This is a genomic window from Sorangium sp. So ce117, assembly GCF_051524395.1.
Taxonomy (GTDB): Bacteria; Myxococcota_A; Polyangia; order Polyangiales; family Polyangiaceae; genus Sorangium; species Sorangium cellulosum_B.
Genome location: NZ_CP150309.1, coordinates 3,445,182 through 3,464,903 on the forward strand (window position 1 = coordinate 3,445,182; position 19,722 = coordinate 3,464,903).

The window sequence follows — 19,722 nt, forward strand, 5'->3', positions numbered from 1 at the left end:
CTCAGCTCCTTCCTGCGGTGGGGGTGGCGCGGGGATCTGCGGCAGCGGCCCCCGCGGTCTTGAGTCGCGAATCGGAGGACCCCTTCATCGCGCCGCAGAGGCGGAGGAAGTCGTCGAACAGGTAGCCCGCGTCCTCGGGCCCGGGCGTCGCCTCGGGGTGGAACTGGACGCTGAAGAAGGGGCGGAGCCGCGAGCGAATGCCCTCGTTGGTGCCGTCGTTGATGTTGACGAACCAGGGCTCCCACTCGGCGGGCAGCGACTCGTGCTTCACCGCGTACCCGTGGTTCTGGCTCGTGACGTAACAGCGGCGGCTCAGGAGGTCCTGCACCGGCTGGTTCACGCCGCGGTGGCCGTACGGCAGCTTGAAGGTGTCGCCGCCGGCGGCCAGCGCCAGGATCTGGTTGCCGAGGCAGATGCCGAAGATCGGCTTCGTGTAGGTCCCGAGCAGGCCGCGCACCGCGGCGACCAGCTGGCCGAGGTCCTTGGGGTCGCCGGGGCCGTTGCCGATGAGGACGCCGTCGGCGCTCTCGGCGAGCTCGGCGATGGGCGCGTGGTACGGGGCGCGGATGACGGTGACCCCGCGCCGCAGGAGCGAGCGGACGATGTTGTCCTTCGCGCCCGCGTCGATGAGGAGCACCTTCAGGGGGCCGCCCTCGTAGGTGATGGGCTCGCGGGGCGAAACGAGGCGGAACACCTCCTCGCGCATGTCCACGGCCTCGGCCGAGCGCTTCACCCGCTCCAGGTCCATCTCGGCCGGGCACAGCCAGCCCTTCATCGTCCCGACCTCCCGGAGCCGCCGCGTCAGCGTGCGCGTGTCGATCCCCGTGATCGCCGGGATGCCCTCGCTGGCGAGCCAGGCGCCGAGCGAGCGGACCGCGGCGTGGTGGCTGTAGCGCTCCACGTAGCTCTGGACCACGAGCCCCTGCACCTGGATGCGGTCGGCCTCGTAGGGCCCGTCGACGCTGCCTGCTTTGCGCGGCGCGGGCACGCCGTAGCTGCCCACGAGCGGGTACGTGATCGTCAGGATCTGGCCTCTGTACGAGGGATCCGTGAGCGTCTCGACGTACCCCGTCATGCCGGTGTTGAAGACGACCTCGCCGCTCACCGCGCGCGGGGCGCCGAAGCACCGGCCCGTCATGGTCGTCCCGTCTTCGAGTACGAGCTTCATCCGATTCGCATCCATCCTCTTTGACCGCCTGGGCCGCCGCGGCGCGGACCCTTACGCAGGGGGGGCCGTGAGCGCATGCAGCGCCGTGGGCCCATGGGGTACCAGGTCCGCGCGCACGCCGCGCGGCGGGCCGGCATCATGCTCGAGGCAAGACGTCCAAGCACCCCCGGTCGTCGGAGCCGGTTGCTCCGGCGCTCCGTCGAGGTGGGGCAGGGCGCCCGGCGTCCCGTTCTTCCACATGCCGGGGACGCCCATTTGCCGTCCCCTCGCTCCACGTCAACCACGAACTTTCGGCCGCGCCGCCACGGCCGCTTCCGGCGGGCTTTTCGCGGCCTGCCCGGAGCGCGCGCGGTCTGCCTAGAGGGCCGGCGCGCGCTCGAGGTAGGCCCGCTCGAGCACGAGCACGTCCATCTTGGTCCGGAGGAAGCAGTCGAGCGCTTCCTTTGGGGTACAAACGATCGGCTCGCTCGCGTTGAAGGAGGTGTTCAGGAGGACGGGCGTGCCCGTCTGCCGGCCGAACTCGCTGAGGAGCGCGTGGTAGCGCGGGTTCTCCTGGGCGGTCACCGTCTGGAGGCGCCCCGTGCCGTCGACGTGGGTCACGGCGGGGATCTCGGCGCGGCGCTCCGGCTTGACCTTGTAGACCTTGACCATGAACGGGTCCGGCGAGGTCTGCTCGAAGTAGTCGCCGACGCGCTCGAGGGGCAGCGCCGGCGCGAAGGGGCGGAACATCTCGCGGCGCTTGATCCGCTCGTTCATCGCGTCCTTGATGTCCGGCCGCCGCGGGTCGCAGAGGATGCTGCGGTTGCCGAGCGCGCGCGGGCCGTACTCCATCCGCCCCTGGAACCAGCCGACCACCTTGCCCTCGCTGATCGCCCTGGCGACGCGGGGGATCAGGTCCTCGTCGGGGAGGGTCTCGAACGCGACCTGCTCTTTCCGGAGCAGCTCGTCGATGGTCTCCTGCGAGAAGGCCGGGCCGAAGTAGCTGTGCGTCTGATGGAAGCCGCGCGGGTTGTCGAGCTTGTGGTGGTGGACGTAGAGCGCCGCGCCGAACGACGTGCCCGCGTCGCCGGCCGCGGGCTGTATGAAGACGTCGTCGAACAGCCCCTTCGGGCGGATCTTCCCGGCGGCCACGCTGTTGTAGGCGCAGCCGCCCGCGAGGGCGAGGCGCGGCGAGCCGGTGAGGTGCTTCGCCGTCGCGAGCAGCTCGAAGTAGACCTCCTCGAACGCCGCCTGCGTCGAGGCGGCGACCGCCATGAAGCGATCTTCCATCCCGCTCTTCGGGCTGCGGGCGGGGCCGAGCAGGTCGATCAGGCGCTCGGAGTGGATGGGGCCGTAGCGGGGCTCGCCCTCCCAGGTCATCGCGATGCCCTTCGTGTGGTGCTGGAAGTACTCGAGCCCGAGCTCGAACGCCCCGTCCTTGACGCGCACCACCTGCCGGAGCTTGTCGAGCAGATCCGGCTGGCCGTAGGCCGACAGCCCCATGACCTTGTACTCGTCGCCGAACTTGGGGAACCCGAGGTACTGCGTCAGGCCCGAGTAGAACAGCCCGAGCGAGTGGGGGAAGCCGACGTGCCGGAGGATCTCCAGCTTGTTGCCGCGGCCGCGCGCCCACATCGTGCTGACGAAGTCGCCGAAGGCGTCGATGGACAGGACCGCCGCCTCGTCGAAGCCCGAGGGGAAGAACGCGGAGGCGAGGTGCGCGCGGTGGTGCTCGACGTTGTGCGACGCGGCGCGGATGCGCTTCGGGTCGACGCCGAGCGCGGCGCCGAGGTGCACCTTCGGGTCGCTCGCGCCGAGCGAGCCCTTGAGGAGCCCCGCCGGCGAGCGCCGCGTCAGCGCGTAGAGGAGCTTGTCGCCGAGGTGCGCCCTCGTGTCGCGGCTGATCGCGATGTGATCGATGTCCTCGACCCGCGCGCCGGCGGCGCCGAGGCAGTACTCGACCGCCAGCCGCGGGAAGCCCGCGCAGTGCTTGATCCTGCTGAACCGCTCCTCCTCCGCCGCCGCGACGAGCTGGCCGTCGACGAGCAGGGCTGCCGACGCATCGCCGTGGTAGGCGTTGATCCCGAGGATGAGCATGGCTCCGCCATCTTCCGGCGCCCCCGCGCGAGGGTCAAGGTGAGCCCTCCGCCCGAGCGCGGCGTGATGGAGCGCGGGTTCGTGACGTAAATTCGCCGGCCGCGTGGCAATGCCGCGCGCTGGAGGCAATGCCGCGCGCTGCGGGCAATGCGCGGCATTGCGCGGCGCGCGATCAGATCTCCGCGAGGCGGATGGCCTCGAGGCGATCGCCCTCGTCGATGCGCTCCCGATCGGCGGGCACGAGGACGAGCGCGTCGGCCTCGGCGAAGCTCGTGACGGCGCCCGACGCCTGGTTCGCGGCGATGCGGGCGACGAGCTCGCCGCTCGAGGCGTCGAGGCGGGTGCGGAGGAACTCGGCGCGACCGGTCTGGCGCCGGAGCGCGCTGTCCGCGCGGACGATCACGCGGGGCGGCCGCGGCGCCGCGTCGCCCTGGAGCGCACGGAGCAGCGGCACGCCGAAGAGGACGAACGTGAGCGAGGCCGAGGCCGGATTGCCTGGCAGCCCGAGCACGTGGACGACGCCGCACCGCGAGAGCTCGGCGCGCCCCACCGCGAGCGGCTTGCCCGGCTTGATGGCGACGCGCCAGAAATCGAGCGACACGCCGGCTGCCTCGAGCGCGGGGCGGACGATGTCGTGGTCGCCGACGCTCACGCCGCCGACGGTCACCACGAGATCGGACCCGCGCAGCGCCGTCGACACCGCCTCGGCGGCGCGCGCCGCGTCGTCGGGGACGAACGGCGCGATGCGGACCGCGGCGCCCGCCGCGCGCGCGGTCGCGGCGATGAAGTAGCTGTTCGACTCCGGGATCGTGCCGGCGGGGCCGGGCGAGCCGGGCGCGCGCAGCTCGTCGCCGGAGCACATCACCGTGACCACGGGGCGGCGCGCGACGAGGACGCTCGGGCGATCGAGCGCGGCCGCGAGCGCGACCTTCCCCGGGGTGAGCCGCGCTCCTCTGCGCAGCGGGACGGCGCCCTCCGCGAGGTCCGCGCCCCGGCGGCGCACCCAGGCGCCCGCCCGCGGCGCTTCCTGCAGGGTGATCTCGTCGCCGCTGCGCGCGGCGTCCTCCTGCGGCGCGATCGTGTCGGCGCCGGGCGGCAGCCGCGCGCCGGTGAAGATCCGGCACGCCGTGCCCGGGTGGAGCGCCGGCAGCGGGCGGCCGGCCGCGCTCTCGCCGCGGACGGCCAGCCGGAAGGGCCCGCTGCCCGCGAGGTCGGCCGAGGCGATGGCGTAGCCGTCCATCGCGCTGTAGTCGAAGGCGGGCATCGCGTCGGCGGCCGCGATGTCCTCGGCGAGCACGCGCCCTGCCGCGTCGTCGAGCGGCACCCGCTCGGGGCCGACCGGGGCAGCGGTCGCGAGCAGCCGATCGAGCGCCTCTTCGAAGGGGATCATCCGCGCTGCTCCTCGCCCTGCACGGGCTGCGGGGGCCGGTGGTGGTGGCCGCCCCTGCCGGACGCCAGCGTGACCGCGTGCGCGAGGACGGGGCCGATGATCTGCGTGACGGCGAGCTCCACGGCCTTCGGGCTGCCGGGAAGCGCGATCACCACGAGCCCTCGCGCGACGCCGGCCGCGGCGCGCGACAGGATGGCGTTCGGCCCGATCGCGTCCCAGCTCAGGCGCCGGAACGCCTCGCCGAAGCCGTCGAGCGTCTTCTCGAAGAGCGGCGCGAGCGCCTCGAGGGTCCGGTCGCGCGGCGCGATCCCGGTTCCGCCTGTGGTGACGACCGCGTCGGCCGAGCCCGCGTCCGCGATCTGAGCGATCGCCGCTCGCAGCAGCTCGGGCTCCTCGCGGAGGACGGCGTGGGAGGTCACGGAGAAGCCGGCGCGCTTCAGGAGCTCGCCGAGGAGCTGTCCGCCCTCGTCGTCGTCGAGGGTGCGGGTGTCACTGAGCGTCAGCGTGGCGACGCGCACGGGGGAGCGGCTCATGCGGCAGGTTTACGCCTGTCCCCCGCGGTTGGCGAACTCTTCCCGCGGTTGGCGAACTCTTGACGACACCGGCGCGACGTCGCGGCGGACTTCGCGCGGGCGCGGTGGCCTCGTGGCGCGGCGGCGCGGCGCTCGACCGGGCGAAGGCGGCCTCGCGTCTCTGGCGCCCCCGCCGCCCTCAGCGCGCCCCCGCCGCGCGTGGCGCGGCCTTGTCGCTCCGACGTCATCGACGGCGGATGGCTTTCGCCTCGTCGCTGCGCTAGGGGAGCGACGTGTCAGGCCCTCTGATCCCTTACATCGAGCTCCCCGAGATCCCGCTCGCTTTCCTGGAGCACATCCCGCTCGTGGGGCAGCTCATCGATCCGGCGAAGCCGCCCTCGATCAAGCCGTTCGGCACGCTGGTGGCGCTCGGCGTCTACATCGGCGCCGTGGTCGCCACGCGGCACGCGCGCGAGCGGCGCCTCGACGAGAAGAAGATGAGCGAGTTCATCTTCTGGGTCGTGGCGGCCGGGTTCATCGGTGGGCACGTCCTCGACGCGATCTTCTATCACCCGCAGCGGGTCGCCCGAGATCCTCTCTACCTCTTCGCGCTCTGGGACGGCCTGTCGAGCTTCGGCGGCTTCACCGGCGCGCTGATCGGCGCCTTCGCGTGGCGCTTCTATCGCCGCGAGCGGATCATGCCCTACTGCGAGGTCGTCAGCAGCGCGTTTCCGCTCGCGTGGGTCTTCGGGCGCGCGGGCTGCGCGTCGGTCCACGATCATCCGGGCCGTATTTCCGACGCATGGTTCGCGGTCCAATACCCGCTCGGGACGGGACACGTCGGCCGGTTCGATCTCGGCCTATATGAGTGTGTGCTCGCGATCCCGCTCGCGATCGCGTTCGCGGTGCTCTGGCGCCGGAACCCCCATCGTCCGCTCGGTTTCTACACCGGGATCATGTGCACCGCCTACGCTCCGGTGCGGTTCGCGCTCGATTTCCTGCGCGAGCGGGAGGGCACGGTCGTCGGCGGCGATCCGCGTTATGCCGGTCTCACTCCCGCGCAGTGGGCATGTTTCGGTCTGTTCGCGGTGGGGCTCTATTTCCTGCGCATGGCGGCGCGCGGCGAGCCGTCGAGCGCCGAGGCGAGCCCGCTGGACGGCGCTTCGCGCGTCGCGGACGACGATCCGTCCGACGAGGACGATGAGGCCGAGGCGCCTCGGGCCTCCCGCGCCCGGGCCGAGAGGTGATCCCGCACCTGGGCGCCTTGGACCGGTCGTTTCGGGTTTCGGGCAGATCCACGCCGCGCGATGCGCTCATCCGCTGGGCGGCGCTGGACCGCTCGGCCTTCCCGAGCGCTGGGTTTCCCGAGCGCCGGTCTGGCGACGCCCGCCTGTGACGGAGCGCGCGCTGCGGGGTCCCTGGTCGCCTGGACCGGCGCCCCGGTCCTCCGGACCGGCGCTCGCGTGAGGGGTGAAGGCGCGGAGGGGCGCGGAGGGTCCACGGACGGCTCCTTCCGGGCCTTCATTTTGGCTCGCCCGCCCGTGGCGGGTCCCTTGACGCGCCAGGGGCGCCAGATATCGTGGGGTGGAGTTTGCACCAGAGGGTCGGCCCGCCGACCTTCGCTCGATTGAGCTCGGTCGCTCCTTCCGCCGACGGAGGAGCGACCGAGGCGCGCTCGCGAAAGGCTCCGCGTCATCGATATCGATCACGGAGCGAGTGGACCAAATAAGAGGGAACGCAGGGGCCAACCCCAGGTTTTTCTACAATGGCTGAAGATTCGCGTAAGTTGTTCGTGGCGGGCTTGCCCGACTCCATCACCGAAGACGTTTTGCGGCAGCTCTTCGAGGCCACCGGCGGCAACGTCGTCGAGGTCAGTCTTCCGAAAGATCGCGCGACGGGTCGTCCGCGCGGGTTCGGCTTCGTCACACTCTCGACGACCGGCGAAGCCAACGCCGCGCGCGAGTCGCTCGACGGTTCATTTCAGGGCGGCAAGTCCATCTCGGTCCGCCCCTTCCAGGCCGAGCCGCCGCGGCGCGAGGGGCGCCCGATGGGCCCCGGCGGTGGCCCCGGCGGCGGCGGTCCAGGTGGCCCTGGCGGCGGTGGCGGTATGGGCGGCGGCGGCGGGCTGGCTGCAGCGCCCGATCGCACCCTCTACGTCGGCAATCTCCCCTACGACGCGAGCGTCGAGGAAGTCGAGGGGCTCATCGGCTCGACCGGCGCCGGTCCGGTGGTGCGGGTCCACCTCCCCATGGATCCTGACGGTCGCAAGCGCGGGTTCGGCTTCGTGACGATGGCGAGCGCCGAGGCGGCGCGCGGCGCGATCGATGCCCTGCGCGGCGTGGACGTGCGTGGCCGGCGGCTCGTCGTCAACCTCGCTCACCCGAAGGGGGAGCGGCCAGCGGACCGTCCGGGCGGCTTCGGCGGCGGTGGCGGCGGCTTCGGCGGTGGTGGCGGCGGCTTCGGCGGTGGTGGCGGCGGCTTCGCCGGCGGAGGCGGCGGCGGCGGCTTCGCCGGCGGCGGTGGTGGTGGTGGTGGCGGCGGTGGTGGAGCTCCTCCGCCGCCTGCGCGCAAGACGTTCGATGATCGCCGGCGGCGCGGCGCTCACGACGGGGACGGTCCTCCCGGGGCCGGTGGCGGCGCTGGTGCTGGCGGCCGGCGCAGCAACAACAAGAACTGGGATCGCGGCCGCACCGGTGACGACTGGGACGACGAATGAGCGCTCCCGGTTGACAACTGCATCGTTTCTCGTAGGGTAGCGCCCTCCAGACGGGCGGTCGGGCGTCGCTGATCCGACACACGTCCTCTGGTGCCCCCCGCCGGTTGCGGTGCTAGCGCTTCCCGTGCTGCCCGTGCCTAGGTTCAACCAGGGCCGCCTGTGGAAACAGGTCGGCCCTGTCTTCGGAGACCTCCGATGCGCGACATCATCAAGCTGACGTGCGGCAACTGTGGCCGCGCGAACTACCACACGACGAAGAACAAGCGGACGATGACGGACAAGTTCGTCATCAAGAAGTTCTGCCCGACCGAGCGCAAGCACACCGAGCACAAAGAAGGCAAGATCTCGAAGGGCTAAGCCACGCTGCACCGCTGGCCGCTGCCGCCGGGCCCGCGCAAGCGGGCGCCTGGTCGGGTTGCTGCATCCTCCGCGGTGCTCGGCTTAACCTCTTTCCTTTCTAGGGCGAAGCGATGATCTTCGACTGGCTCTACGGCCTGTTCTCGAACGATCTCGCGATCGATCTCGGCACCGCAACCACCCTCATCTACGTGAAGGGCAAGGGGATCGTGTCATGCGAGCCCTCGGTGGTCGCCGTCCAGCGCGATGCTCGCGGCGGCAAGAAGGTGCTCGCCGTCGGCCGCGAGGCGAAGGAGATGCTCGGTCGCACCCCCGGCAACATCCAGGCGGTGCGGCCGCTGCGCGACGGCGTCATCGCCGACTTCGAGATCACCGAGGCGATGCTCCGGTACTTCATCGCGCGCGCACACAACCGCCGCACGCTCGTCAAGCCGCGCATCATCATCTGCGTCCCGTTCGGCATCACCGAGGTCGAGAAGCGGGCGGTGAAGGAGAGCGCCGAGGGCGCTGGTGCGCGCGAGGTCTACCTCATCGAAGAGCCCATGGCGGCCGCGATCGGCGCCGGGCTGCCGATCACCGAGCCGAGCGGCAACATGGTCGTCGACATCGGCGGCGGCACGACCGAGGTCGCCGTGATCTCCCTCGCCGGCATCGTCTACTCGCAGAGCGTGCGCGTCGGCGGCGACAAGATGGACGAGTCGATCATGGCCTACATGAAGCGCAAGTACAACATGGCCATCGGCGAGCAGACCGCGGAGCGCATCAAGATCACGATCGGCAACGCGTACCCGCTCGAGCAGCAGCTCACGATGGAGGTCAAGGGGCGCGACATGGTCGCGGGCATCCCCAAGACGGTCGTCGTCAACTCCGACGAGATCCGCGACTCGCTGAGCGAGCCGACGAACGCCATCGTGGACGCCGTGCTCATCGCGCTGGAGCGCACGCCGCCCGAGCTGGCGGCCGACATCGTCGACAAGGGCATCGTGCTCACCGGCGGCGGTTCGCTCCTCAAGAACCTCGACGTGCTCCTCCGCGAGGAGACGGGGTTGCCCGTGATGGTGTGCGACGACCCGATCAGCGCCGTGGTGCTCGGCAGCGGCAAGGCGCTGGATCACCTCGAGCTCTTGAAAGAGGTCACGATCAGCTGAGGGTCGTCTTCGTGTCCCGCCCGTGAGCACGCCGGCGGGGGTGTTTGCGGCGCGCGGCGAGCCGCCCCGCGCCGGGGTGGGCGCCGCGCGCGGCGTCGAGAGGGGTGGCCTCGCGGGGCGCCTCGTACTACCTGGGTCCGGGAGCCACGGTGAACCTCAAACGCTACCGCGACTTCGTGATCGTGCTGTTGGCGCTCGCGGTGCCGTTCTGGTTCCTGCGCGCCAGCATGCGCGACCCCAAGCAGAACACGGGGGCCGACCGGATCATCATCAGCATCGCGGCGCCGATCCAGTACGCGGCCGCGACGCTGGCGCGCGGGATCTCGAACCTCTGGGGCGACTACATCTACCTGGTCGACGTCAAGGAAGACAACGCCAGGCAGGGCTCGCAGATCTCCCGCCTCCGAGAGCGGGTGCGGAAGCTCGAGGCGCTCGAGGAAGAGAACCGCCGCCTGCGCAGGCTGCTCGACCTGCGCCAGAGCCTCCGGACCGACGTGGTGAGCGCCCAGGTCGTCGGCAAGAGCACCAATGATTTCTTCCGGGTGGTCCGCGTCACGCTCGATCGCGAGGCGCGGGACATCGGCTCCAACTTGCCGGTCCTCTCCGCGGACGGCGTCGTCGGCACCACGCTGAAGAGCGCCGGCGACACGGTCGACGTGCGGCTCGTCGTCGACGGGGGCAGCGGCGTCGACGTGGTGGTCGAGCGCACCGGCGCGCGCGGCTTCGTCCGCGGCACGGGCGACGAGAGCAAGTACTCCTGCAGCGTCGAGTACGTGCAGCGCACCGACGAGATCGAGGTCGGCGATCTGCTCGTGACGAGCGGCGTCGGCCGGCGCTTCCCGAAGGGGATCCCCGTCGGGACCGTGACGCAGGTCGTCCGCCGCGACTTCGGCATCTACCAGCAGGTGTACGTCGCGCCGGCGGTCGATTTCTCCCGGCTGGAGGAGGTGCTCATCGTGACGACGACGCCTCCGGAGGAGACGCCCCCCCAGGCGCAGCGGAGGTGACGCGATGAGAAACTCCGCGTTCCTGGCGATGGGGGCCGCCCTGCTGATCCTTCAGTCGAACCTGTTCCGGCTCATCGGCAAGCTGAACATCCCGGGCTCCACGCCGAGCCTGCTCCTGCCGCTCGTCGTGTTCATGGGGGTGCACGAGTACTCGATCGCGCGGGGCGCCGCGCTCGCGTTCCTGCTCGGGTACCTGCTCGATCTCTTCACCGGCGCGCCGGTCGGCCTGTTCACCTTCATCACCGTCGCGACCTTCGTCGTCTCGCGAGCGGCCGGCGTGCGGCTCTCCGCGCAGACGCTCCTCACGAAGATCGCGCTGGCCTTCGTCTTCGGCCTCGTCGAGGGGGTGCTCATCGTGATCCTCACCGCCATCTTCGGGGGCGACGCGGCGCGCACCCGCGCGCTCGCCCGGCTCGTCGCGCCGCACGCGGTCTCGACGGCGCTGTTCGCGCCGTTCGTCTTCCGGCTGGCCGAGCGCGTGCACCAGGCGACGATCAACGTCCCGCGGCCAGGGGAGAGCCCGCGGTGAGCCTGCTCGTCCAGCGCTCCGACGTGAGCGAGTTCCGCCGGCGCTTCCGGTGGATCGCGCTCGGCATGGTCGTCGGATTCATGGTGCTCCTCGGGCGCCTGTTCTACCTGCAGATCCTCGAGGTCGACGAGAACAAGGCCATCGCTCGCGAGAACATCGTTCGGCGCGTGACGCTCGCGACCACGCGCGGGATCATCCGGGACAAGAACGGCAAGGTGCTCGCGGCGAGCCGGCCGTCGTACAACGTCTACGTCGTCCCGCGGCGCCTCGACATGGAGACGATCTGGCCGAAGCTCGTCGAGTACCTCGGCATCGGGATCGAGGAGCGCGCGCGGCTCGAGGCGCTGATCACCTCGATCCGCGCTGACGAGGGCCCGCGCAAGAACCAGCAGATCCTGCTCAAGGAGGACATCTCGCGCGACGCCGTGGCGACCTTGGCGACGCACGACGCCGAACTGCCCGGGGTCGACGTGGTGCCCGTCCCGGTGCGCTACTACCCGTACGAGGAGGTCGGCTCGCACGTCCTCGGCTACATGGCCGAGGTGGACGCCGAGCGGCTCGCGTCGCTCCGCAGCGTCGGGTACATCGAGGGCGATCGCATCGGCGTCACCGGCATCGAGCGCGCCTGGGAGAGCTACCTGCGCGGCACGCGCGGCTGGGAGAAGGTGCTCGTCGACGCCAAGGGGCGGCGCAGGACGGGCGGCGACGGGATCATCGAGGAGCCGCGGCGGGTGGACCCGATCCCCGGCCGCGATCTCCGGCTGACGCTCGACGCCGACATCCAGAAGGCGATCGACAAGGCGATGCGCGGCGAGCTCGCTGGCGGCGTCGCGGTCATCGACGTGCGCACCGGGCGGATCCTCGGGCTGTACTCGAAGCCCGGCTACAACCCGAACGCGCTCTCCGGCGGCTCGGGGAAGCAGGTCATCCGCGACGCGTTCCGGAGGCTCTACTCGGATCCGCTGAAGCCCGCGCTCGACAAGACGCTGTCCGGGGCCTACCCGCCCGGCTCGACGTTCAAGCCGTTCACCGCGCTGGCGGCGCTCGAGAAGGGGCTCATCGATCCCCGCCAGTCCTCTCGGTGCCGGGGCGCGCTGACGTTCGGCAAGCGTACCTTCCGGTGCACGCACGTGCACGGGCCGGTCGCGATGCAGCAGGCGATCGCCGAGTCGTGCAACGTCTACTTCTACCGGCTCGCGGCGGAGTACGGCGTCGGCATGGACGTCATCGCGGAGATGGGCCAGCGCTACGGGCTCGGCGCGCGGACGGGGCTCGGCATCAACGCCGAGGCGGGGGGCAGGATGCCCACCCGGGCGTGGATGACGCTCCGGAACAAGGGCCAGTTCCGCCTCGGGTTCGGCCTGAACGCGGCGATCGGCCAGGGCGCGACGACGGTCTCGGTGCTCCAGCTCGCGCTCGCGTACGCGGCGCTCGCGAACGGCGGCACGCTGTACCAGCCGCAGATCGTGCGGGCCGTCGAGACGAGCGCCGGCACGGTCGTCCAGGAGTTCACGCCGCGCGTGCGCCGCCAGATCGACATCCGGCCGGAGAACCTCTCCCTCGTGCACCGGGCGATGGTCGCCGGCGTGAACGAGGAGGGCGGCACGGCGTTCAAGGCGCGCGTCGCGGGCGTGGAGATGGCGGGCAAGACGGGGACCGCGCAGGTCTCGCACCGGCTCACCCGCGGCGTCGAGGCCGAGCGGGTCTGGTACTTCAACCGCGAGCACGCCTGGTTCGCCGGCTACGCGCCGGCGCGCTCGCCCGAGGTCGCCGTGGTCGTGCTCGTCGAGCACGGCGGCACGGGCGGCAAGCACGCGGCGCCGGTCGCCTTCGAGGTCGTCCGCGCGTACCAGGAGCTCGCGAAGGAGCGCCGCGGCGGCCCGAACGAGGGGCCGCGCGCGGGCAAGAGCAGCGCGGGCCGCGCGCCCGCCGCGTCGGGGCGCACGCCATGATCCGGGGTGACTCTCTCTCCTCGCGCGATCGCGATCATTTCGACTGGCCGCTCTTCATCGCCGCGGTGGCCATCGCGGTGCTCGGCGTCGTCAACCTCTACAGCGCGACGAGCGTCTACTCCGGCGCGCGCGCGGAGCTCTACATCAGCCAGGTGTACTGGCTGTTCATGGGCGGCATCATCGGCGGCGTGCTGATCGCGCTCGACTACCGGCACCTCGAGCGCCTCGGCTACGTGTTCTACACGTTCGGCGTCTTCTCGCTGGCGCTCGTCTTCGTGCTCGCGCGCGACGTGCGCGGCTCCGCCCGGTGGATCGAGTTCGGCGCGTTCCGGTTCCAGCCCAGCGAGTTCATGAAGGTGTTCCTGGTCATCGCGCTGGCGAAGTTCCTGCACGACGACCCGCGCAACGAGGGCCGCACCCTCCGCGATCTGGCGATCCCGGCGGCGCTGACGGCGGTCCCTGCGCTCCTCGTGCTCAAGCAGCCCGATCTGGGGACGGCGCTCATCCTCGTATTCGTCTTCCTGACGATCGCGGCGGTCACGCGCGTGCGGTGGAGGAGCGCGGCGCTGTTCGTCGTGTCCATCGCGGTGGCGATCCCGATCGTCTGGGAGTACGTGCTGCTCGACTACCAGCGCGCGCGCGTGCTCGTGTTCCTCCACCCCGAGGAGGATCTCCTGCACCGCGGCTGGCACGCCCACCACTCGCGCGTCGCGATCGGCAACGGCGGCCTGTTCGGCAACGGGTACCTGCGGGGCACCCAGAACCAGTTCCTCTTCCTGCCGGATCAGTTCACGGACTTCCCGTTCCCTGTCTTCGCCGAGGAGTGGGGGTTCGTCGGGTGCATCGTCCTCGTGTGCCTCTACGCGTTCCTCGTCGTGTGGGGGATCCGCATCGCGTCGATGGCGAAGGATCGCTTCGGCGCGGTGCTCGGCGTCGGCTGCGCGGCGATCATCTTCTGGCACGCGGTCATCAACCTCGGCATGACGTCGGGCGTGCTGCCCGTCGTCGGCGTCACGCTGCCCCTGTTCTCGTACGGCGGATCGAGCGTGACCACGGTGATGGTGGCGATCGCGCTCCTCATGAGCGTGTCGATGCGCCGCTACTCCGGCGTCGCCTCGCTCGATCGGCTCTGACGGCGCGGCGAGCGTGCGCCCGCCGCGTGGGCTCAAATCGCGCTCTCTGCGAGCCGCGCCTCGAGGACGAACGCGAAGGCCTTGAGCGCGTCGCGCTCGGTGATCTCGCCGCCCGCGCGCGCTCTGCGGACCACGGCGCGAAAGCCGAGGTAGCGGCGCCCGTCCAGGCCGAGCAGCGCCGGCACCGTCGCTGGATCGCGCGCCGCGCCGCTCGAGCCCGCGAGCTCCGCCGCTTTGTCGAAGATCCCCGCGACGAGCGCGTCGCAGCGCTCGAGCGCGACGGCATACCGCTCCGCGGCGATCGTCGCCTCGATCTCCGCGATCGCCTCCCGCTCGGCGGTCGGCCAGAGCGCGACGAACGAGAGGCCCGGCTGGGCGAGGTGCCTCGTCGCCGCGGACGGGCCGTCCGCGCGCGCGGTCGCCGGGGCGTCCGCCGGCGCGACCAGCCTCCGGGCGGCGAGCCGCAGCGACGACGGGAGCCCGCGGCTCACCGGATCCCTGACGCCGGCGCTGCGCGGCGCGAGCTCACCGCCAGGTGACACGGCTACGCCGGGCGCGGCGGCGCCCTCGCTCGGATCGCCGATCGTCGAGTCTGGCGGCATCGTCGACCACGGCTTGCTGGGCGGCGCGAGCCGCGAGATCACCGCGTCGAGCGGCGCCGACGGCGGCGGCGACGCGTCACGCAGGGCGGTGGCGAGCCCGCCTTCGATCGCGTCGAACCCGCCCAGACCTCTCCCCATCGCGTCGGGCAGGCGGCTCTCGAAGGCGCGCAGGACCGCGGCGCTGATCTCCTCGAGCCCCTCGTAGAGGCCGAGCCCCGTCTTCGCCGACGTGGCCAGCGAGAAGACGCGGGACGGGTTCAACATCGCGTCGAGCTCCGAGAGCGGCAGCAAATCGGGCAAATCGCGCTTGTTGTGCTGGAAGATGTGCGGGACATGCTCCAGCGCCCGCCCCTGCTCGGCGAGGTTCTCGCGCAGGTTCTCCATGCTCTCCATGTTGGCGTCGGCGCGAACGGCCTGCGAATCGCTGACGAACACGATGCCGTCGGCGCCCGTGAGCACCAGCTTCCGGGTCGCGTTGAAGTAGACCTGCCCTGGCACCGTGAAGAGCTGGAGCCTCACGTTCATCCCGCGCAGCTGCGGGAGCCGGACCGGCAAGAAGTCGAAGTAGAGCGTTCGATCGACCGGCGTCGCGAGGGAGACGAGCTTGCCGCGGTACTCGGGCTTCGCCGTGGCGTGCAAGTACTCCAGCGTGGTCGTCTTGCCGCCCAGGCCGGGCCCGTAATAGACGATCTTGAAGACGAGCTCGCGCGACAGTGGGTTCACCGACGCCATGGGCGGCGGCGACGATACACGAAAAGGCGAACGAGAGCGTCGGGGTGTGCGCGGGCGCATGAAAGCCAGCCGCGCGCCCGCCAGGGCGGGGCACCGGAGGCGCGGCCGGCGCGGCGCGCCGTCAGCGGAGGCCGACGAGCGGCTCGAACTTGTCCTTCTGGCCGATCTGGAGCGTGAGCGCGACCTGGCCGCGCTGCGCCTGGAAGTAATCGAGCCGCAGCCGGTGCGTCCCCTCCGTGAGGCGGGCCTCGCCGTCCACGGTCTTCGCGCTGTGGACTCCGTCGTTCGCGACCACGCGCTTGTCGTCGATGTAGAGGACCGCGCCGTCGTCCGAGGTGAGCCTGAGCTGGAACACGCCTTCCTGGGGCGCCTTGAACTCGCCCTCGAACCGGAGCGCGAACCACTCGTTCTGCGCGAGCGCGCCCGGGAAGCCGCCGGAGAAGTCCTGCGACTTCACCTCGAACTTGTCCGTGAACAGCACCGCGAACGGCACGAGCCCGTCGAAGGTCGGGAGCTTCTGGGTGTTCTCGGGGATCACGTACGCGAGCCCCCGGAAGGCGCCGCCCTCCCCGTTGCCGAACACGTTCGGGGCGGTGATGCGCGGCGCGTTGTTCGTGGGCAGGCGCCACTTCGGGGTCCTGCGCCGCTCGGGCTCCGGGTCGGGCTTGGCCGGCTTGCGCGTCCGGGAGGCCTTCTTGGCGGGCGGCGGGGGCGGCGGCGAGGCCTCTGTCGGCGTGTTGCCGCTCTGGATGGTGACATGGCAGCCGCTGAGCAGAGACGCGGCAAGCACGCACGAGGCGATGTGCGACGAGGTTCGGACCATGACGTCTCCTGAGAGGGAACGGACGGATTGGCCCGCCCCCACGTGAATGCGAGGATGGCGCTTAGACGTTCGAGCCGTGCGCCGCAATCAGCGTCACGTCGCGTCAGGAGCCCCCGGCACGAGCGAGCCCGCCGGTCGAGCCCCGAGCGCCTCGAGCGCGTCCTCGGGAAGCCCCTTGGCTTGGCCGTGCAGCGCGGGCCCGGGCGCCTCCTGCCGCGCGTTCCCGTCGAGCGATTCCGCGGCGCGCCAGACCGGCGAGCGCTGGGCGAGCGCGAGCGCGGCGAGGCAGGCGAGCACGCTGGCGAGCGCGCCGGCGTTCATCACGCCCTCGTACCGGCCCCGCGCGGGGCCGGCGTAGGTCAGCCCGAGCAGCGCGCCGCTCACAAGGCCCCCGATGTGCGCGGCGTTGTTGATGCGGACGCCCGTGCTCGACGCGTTCACGACGAAGCCGAAGAGGACGATGTAGAACACGGCCTGGAGCGCGAGGTCCTTCCATCGCGGATCGCGGCGGCGGAGCAGCCAGCCGAGCAGGAGGCCCATCACGCCGAACACGGCGCCGCTCGCGCCCGCGGTGCACACGACCTCGGGCTGCACGAAGAGGTTCCATGCGGCGCTCGCGCCGAAGCCGAACAGGCCCGTGAGCACGTACGCGATCGCGAACCGCGCCGAGCCGACGGCGGGCTCGGCGGCGCGGGCGAGCATGCCGAGCGTCACCATGTTCATGCCGAAGTGGAGGACGCCCATGTGGACGAAGACCGCGGAGAGCAGCCGGAACGGCTCGAAGGGCACGCCGGGCGCGAGGAGGAGCGCGCCGAAGCGGAGGTAGCTCGACGTGTCCCACGCCGAGAGGAGGCCGAGATCGCGGGAGTGCGCGGCCATCAGCTGGCCGACGAACACGAACGCCGTGAGCCCGCCCAGGATCTTGGTCGCGAGCAGGCTTCGCCCGTCGAGGCGTCCTCGGGTGGGCGCGGCGTGGGCGGGAGGCGCGAGGAGCGGCGCGCCGCAGCGGATGCAGCGGCTGAAGTCGCCGCCGTTGAGGGCGCCGCAGCGCGCGCAGTGCTGCGAGCGCCTCCGTTCTCCGGACGGCCCCGCCGTCACAGGGCGGTCCCGAAGCGCTGCCCGGCGCCGGGGTGTGGGGGGGACCTGAACGCTGTATCGAGGGTCACCTGGGCTCCTTTCACGCCGGACGCTCGGCGTGGAGGCCGGCACAATGTGGCGGCTCCTGGCCGTAAGGTCCACGGGTTTGGGCCGTTGTCGAGGGGTGAATGCCGTGGCCCTCCCGCGTTCGGTTCCGCCTGCCGCTGGCGAGCCGCCGCGCGCCCTCCTCGCGGGGGGCCCGCGGCGGCTCGCCGGCCGCGCGCAGGCGCTCCTTCCCCGCGGGGCGCGCCGGCCGGAGAGGGGCGCGAGGCGGACACCGGTGCGCTCCGTTCTGCGTCCGGGTATCGTCGCCGCTGTGACGGCGGTGGCAGCAGCGAGGCCCGATCTCGAGGCGGAGCGCCTGCTGTGCGAGCGCGCGGCGCAGGGCGATCGCCTCGCGCTCGGGCAGCTGCTCCGCAAGTACGGGCCAGCGCTGTACCGCGCGGTGCTGTTGCCCCGCCTCGGCTCCGACGCGGCCGCGCAGGACGCTCTGGCCGAGACGTACGCGCGCGTGATCGAGCGGTTCTACCAGTTCCAGTGGCAGAGCTGCGGCATCTATCCCTGGCTCCGCGTCATCGCGCTGCGCATCGCGCTCGACATGCTCCGCGCGCGCCGCCGCGAGGCGCTCTTCGAGCCCGAGGATCTCCAGCGCGAGATCGACGCCGCGGAGACCGACCTCACCGCGCGCGGAGAGGCCGAGCTCTGCGAGAAGCGCGATCTCGCCGACGCGCGGGCGCGCGTCGAGGACGCGCTCGGGCGCCTCAACCCCCGTTACGCCGAGGCGATCCGGCTACGGGTGCTCGACGAGCGGCCCCGCGACGAGGTGGCCCTCGCGCTCGGGGTCAGCGTGGCGACGTTCGATGTCGTCCTGCACCGCGCCATGACCGCGCTGAAGAAGGCGCTCGCCGCGCCGCGCGCGGAGCGCAAGGAAGGCGCGCGATGAAGCCCCGGCCGCCCTCGGATCCGCGCTCGCCGCCGGCCGGCGACGGGCCCCTGGAGCGCCGCGCCGGCGCGGATCGCGGCCGGCGGCTCGCGCTCGTCGTGCCCGGCGCGGAGCCCGTCGCGCCTGCGTCCGACGACGAGCTGGGCGCGGCGCGCGCGCTCGCGGAGGCGCTCGATCGCGGCGAGGTCCCGCTCGCGGACGCGCTCAGGGCGGCGGCCCGCCCGGCCGGGCTCGACAGGGCGGACCACGAGGCGCTGCTCGCGCGCGCGCTCGGCGACGAGGGCGCGCCGCCGACCAAGGCCGAGCTGCGCGCCGCCGAGCGCCTGCGGGAGGCGCTGGAGCCCCGCGCCGCGTCCGGCGGCGGACCGGGGCGCGGCGGCGGCTCCGGCGGCGAGGGGGCGCTCGGCTCGCCTGACTCGCGCGACGAGCTCGCGGAGCTCGCTGTCGCGCTCCGGGCCGCGTGGCGTCCGGCGGCGCTCCCGGAGCTCCCGGGGCGCGCGCTCATCGACCGGGCCTTCCGCGCCTCGCCCGCGCGCGGCCCCCGGCGCATCGCGCCGGTGACGATGGCGGCGCTCTCGACCCTCGCCGCGGCCGCGGCGGCCGTGGCGCTGATCGTCGGCCAGATCAGGGAGGAGCGCGCCTCCCTCGCGCGCGCGCCCGGGGCCGCTGCTCCGGCCGCGGCGCTCGCCGCGCGGCCCCTGCTGATCGAGGCGCGCTCGACCGCCGCGCTCTTCGATCCGGCCGCGCCCTTTCCGCGGGAGGGCGGTCAGACGGAGCGGATCGATCGCATCGCCGCCGCGCGCGCGTCCGATCTGCGCCAGAACCGCTACGCCGCGTGGGGGGTGCGCTGATGCGGGGCCCGCGCCTCGTCGCCGTCTGCCTGGGGCTCTTCGCGGCGGCGCACCTCGGGTGCGCCCCGGGGGACGAGCGGGCGCGCGCTGCCGGGGGCCAGGGCGATCCGGCGTGCGCGTGCGCCCCGGCCCAGGTCGTCGATCCCACGCTCCTCGCCTTCCTCTCGAGGGCGCGCGCGGCGCACCATGCCGCCGACGTCGCGCTCGGCGCGGGCGATCGCGCCGCTGCGCTCCGCGCCCTGGAGGGGATCATCGCCGCGCCGAGGCCGCCGGGGGCGCCGCCGGAGGTCGCCGAGGTGACGGCGGACACGTACGCCCGGCTGGCGGAGCTCCGGAGCGAGGCCGGCGAGTTCGACGCCGCGGCGCGCGACATCGACGCGGGCCTCCGGTTGGCGCCGGCGCCTTCTCATTATCAAGGCCACCTCTACGAGGTCGCGGGCGTGGTCGAGGAGCGCCGCGCGAAGGCGCTCGAAGCGAAGGGGGATCGCGAGGCGGCGACGCAGGCCCGCGCGCGGGCGGTCGGGCTGCTGGAGCGGGCGATCTCGATCCAGGACCAGGTGATCACCGAGGCCCTGGCGGGCCCCGGGGAAAAGCCGCGCTGAAGGGCGCGCTCGCCGTGGTCTGCAATTGCGACGGGCGCGCGTTC

18 protein-coding genes are annotated in these 19,722 nt (G+C 72.4%); 11 read left to right on the forward strand and 7 right to left on the reverse strand.

Annotated features, from left to right (window positions below; genetic code table 11):
- Position 1 precedes the first annotated feature (1 nt).
- The 4 genes from carA to WMF46_RS13025 all read right to left on the reverse strand — a co-directional run bounded on the left by carA (position 2) and on the right by WMF46_RS13025 (position 5,167).
- Complete coding sequence (gene carA, locus WMF46_RS13010; protein ID WP_437985910.1) at positions 2 to 1,168, reverse strand: glutamine-hydrolyzing carbamoyl-phosphate synthase small subunit; 1,167 nt, start codon at positions 1,166 to 1,168, stop codon at positions 2 to 4.
- Between the two features lie 357 nt (positions 1,169 to 1,525).
- A complete protein-coding gene (locus WMF46_RS13015) occupies positions 1,526 to 3,244 on the reverse strand; it encodes a carbamoyltransferase family protein (protein WP_437985911.1) in 1,719 nt (572 codons plus the stop codon).
- A 172-nt stretch (positions 3,245 to 3,416) separates the two neighbouring features.
- On the reverse strand, positions 3,417 to 4,634 hold the full coding sequence (locus WMF46_RS13020; RefSeq protein WP_437985912.1) for a molybdopterin molybdotransferase MoeA: 1,218 nt from the start codon (positions 4,632 to 4,634) through the stop codon (positions 3,417 to 3,419).
- Positions 4,631 to 5,167, reverse strand: a complete 537-nt coding sequence (locus WMF46_RS13025) for a MogA/MoaB family molybdenum cofactor biosynthesis protein (RefSeq protein WP_437985913.1) — start codon at positions 5,165 to 5,167, stop codon at positions 4,631 to 4,633. Before WMF46_RS13025 ends, WMF46_RS13020 begins: the two co-directional genes overlap by 4 nt.
- Before the next feature lie 272 nt (positions 5,168 to 5,439).
- Between WMF46_RS13025 and WMF46_RS13030 the strand changes: the two genes are divergently transcribed.
- The 8 genes from WMF46_RS13030 to rodA all read left to right on the forward strand — a co-directional run bounded on the left by WMF46_RS13030 (position 5,440) and on the right by rodA (position 13,988).
- Positions 5,440 to 6,393: a prolipoprotein diacylglyceryl transferase gene (locus tag WMF46_RS13030; protein ID WP_437985914.1), complete on the forward strand. Its 954-nt coding sequence runs from the start codon at positions 5,440 to 5,442 to the stop codon at positions 6,391 to 6,393.
- Positions 6,394 to 6,911: 518 nt separating this feature from the next.
- Complete coding sequence (locus WMF46_RS13035) at positions 6,912 to 7,862, forward strand: RNA recognition motif domain-containing protein (RefSeq protein WP_437985915.1); 951 nt, start codon at positions 6,912 to 6,914, stop codon at positions 7,860 to 7,862.
- Positions 7,863 to 8,057: 195 nt separating this feature from the next.
- On the forward strand, positions 8,058 to 8,219 hold the full coding sequence (rpmG, locus tag WMF46_RS13040; RefSeq protein ID WP_012235039.1) for a 50S ribosomal protein L33: 162 nt from the start codon (positions 8,058 to 8,060) through the stop codon (positions 8,217 to 8,219).
- A gap of 113 nt (positions 8,220 to 8,332) precedes the next feature.
- Positions 8,333 to 9,367: a rod shape-determining protein gene (locus tag WMF46_RS13045; RefSeq protein WP_276598056.1), complete on the forward strand. Its 1,035-nt coding sequence runs from the start codon at positions 8,333 to 8,335 to the stop codon at positions 9,365 to 9,367.
- 149 nt (positions 9,368 to 9,516) lie between these two features.
- The gene (gene mreC / locus WMF46_RS13050) at positions 9,517 to 10,374 is read left to right on the forward strand and encodes a rod shape-determining protein MreC (RefSeq protein ID WP_437985916.1); all 858 of its coding nucleotides are present in this window, start codon (positions 9,517 to 9,519) and stop codon (positions 10,372 to 10,374) included.
- A gap of 4 nt (positions 10,375 to 10,378) precedes the next feature.
- Entirely contained in the window at positions 10,379 to 10,903 is a 525-nt protein-coding gene (locus WMF46_RS13055) for a hypothetical protein (protein WP_437717395.1), read from the forward strand.
- Positions 10,900 to 12,855 (forward strand): penicillin-binding protein 2, encoded by a 1,956-nt coding sequence (gene mrdA / locus WMF46_RS13060; protein WP_437985917.1) that lies wholly within the window; start codon positions 10,900 to 10,902, stop codon positions 12,853 to 12,855. Before WMF46_RS13055 ends, mrdA begins: the two co-directional genes overlap by 4 nt.
- Positions 12,852 to 13,988, forward strand: a complete 1,137-nt coding sequence (gene rodA, locus WMF46_RS13065; RefSeq protein WP_437985918.1) for a rod shape-determining protein RodA — start codon at positions 12,852 to 12,854, stop codon at positions 13,986 to 13,988. The genes mrdA and rodA overlap by 4 nt, the downstream gene beginning before the upstream one ends.
- A gap of 32 nt (positions 13,989 to 14,020) precedes the next feature.
- Here rodA and WMF46_RS13070 read toward each other — a convergent pair whose 3' ends face one another.
- The 3 genes from WMF46_RS13070 to WMF46_RS13080 all read right to left on the reverse strand — a co-directional run bounded on the left by WMF46_RS13070 (position 14,021) and on the right by WMF46_RS13080 (position 17,243).
- A complete protein-coding gene (locus WMF46_RS13070) occupies positions 14,021 to 15,322 on the reverse strand; it encodes a GTP-binding protein (RefSeq protein WP_437985919.1) in 1,302 nt (433 codons plus the stop codon).
- A 121-nt stretch (positions 15,323 to 15,443) separates the two neighbouring features.
- Positions 15,444 to 16,145 carry a PA14 domain-containing protein gene (locus WMF46_RS13075; protein WP_437985920.1) on the reverse strand — a complete coding sequence of 234 codons (702 nt, stop codon included), beginning with the start codon at positions 16,143 to 16,145 and terminating at the stop codon, positions 15,444 to 15,446.
- Between the two features lie 93 nt (positions 16,146 to 16,238).
- The gene (locus WMF46_RS13080; RefSeq protein ID WP_437985921.1) at positions 16,239 to 17,243 is read right to left on the reverse strand and encodes a rhomboid family intramembrane serine protease; all 1,005 of its coding nucleotides are present in this window, start codon (positions 17,241 to 17,243) and stop codon (positions 16,239 to 16,241) included.
- A 319-nt stretch (positions 17,244 to 17,562) separates the two neighbouring features.
- Between WMF46_RS13080 and WMF46_RS13085 the strand changes: the two genes are divergently transcribed.
- The 3 genes from WMF46_RS13085 to WMF46_RS13095 are packed head-to-tail and all read left to right on the forward strand — an operon-like array spanning position 17,563 to position 19,678.
- Positions 17,563 to 18,225 carry an RNA polymerase sigma factor gene (locus WMF46_RS13085; protein ID WP_272103245.1) on the forward strand — a complete coding sequence of 221 codons (663 nt, stop codon included), beginning with the start codon at positions 17,563 to 17,565 and terminating at the stop codon, positions 18,223 to 18,225.
- A complete protein-coding gene (locus tag WMF46_RS13090; protein ID WP_437985922.1) occupies positions 18,222 to 19,076 on the forward strand; it encodes a hypothetical protein in 855 nt (284 codons plus the stop codon). The genes WMF46_RS13085 and WMF46_RS13090 overlap by 4 nt, the downstream gene beginning before the upstream one ends.
- The gene (locus WMF46_RS13095) at positions 19,076 to 19,678 is read left to right on the forward strand and encodes a hypothetical protein (RefSeq protein ID WP_437908826.1); all 603 of its coding nucleotides are present in this window, start codon (positions 19,076 to 19,078) and stop codon (positions 19,676 to 19,678) included. Before WMF46_RS13090 ends, WMF46_RS13095 begins: the two co-directional genes overlap by 1 nt.
- The last annotated feature ends 44 nt before the right edge of the window (positions 19,679 to 19,722 follow it).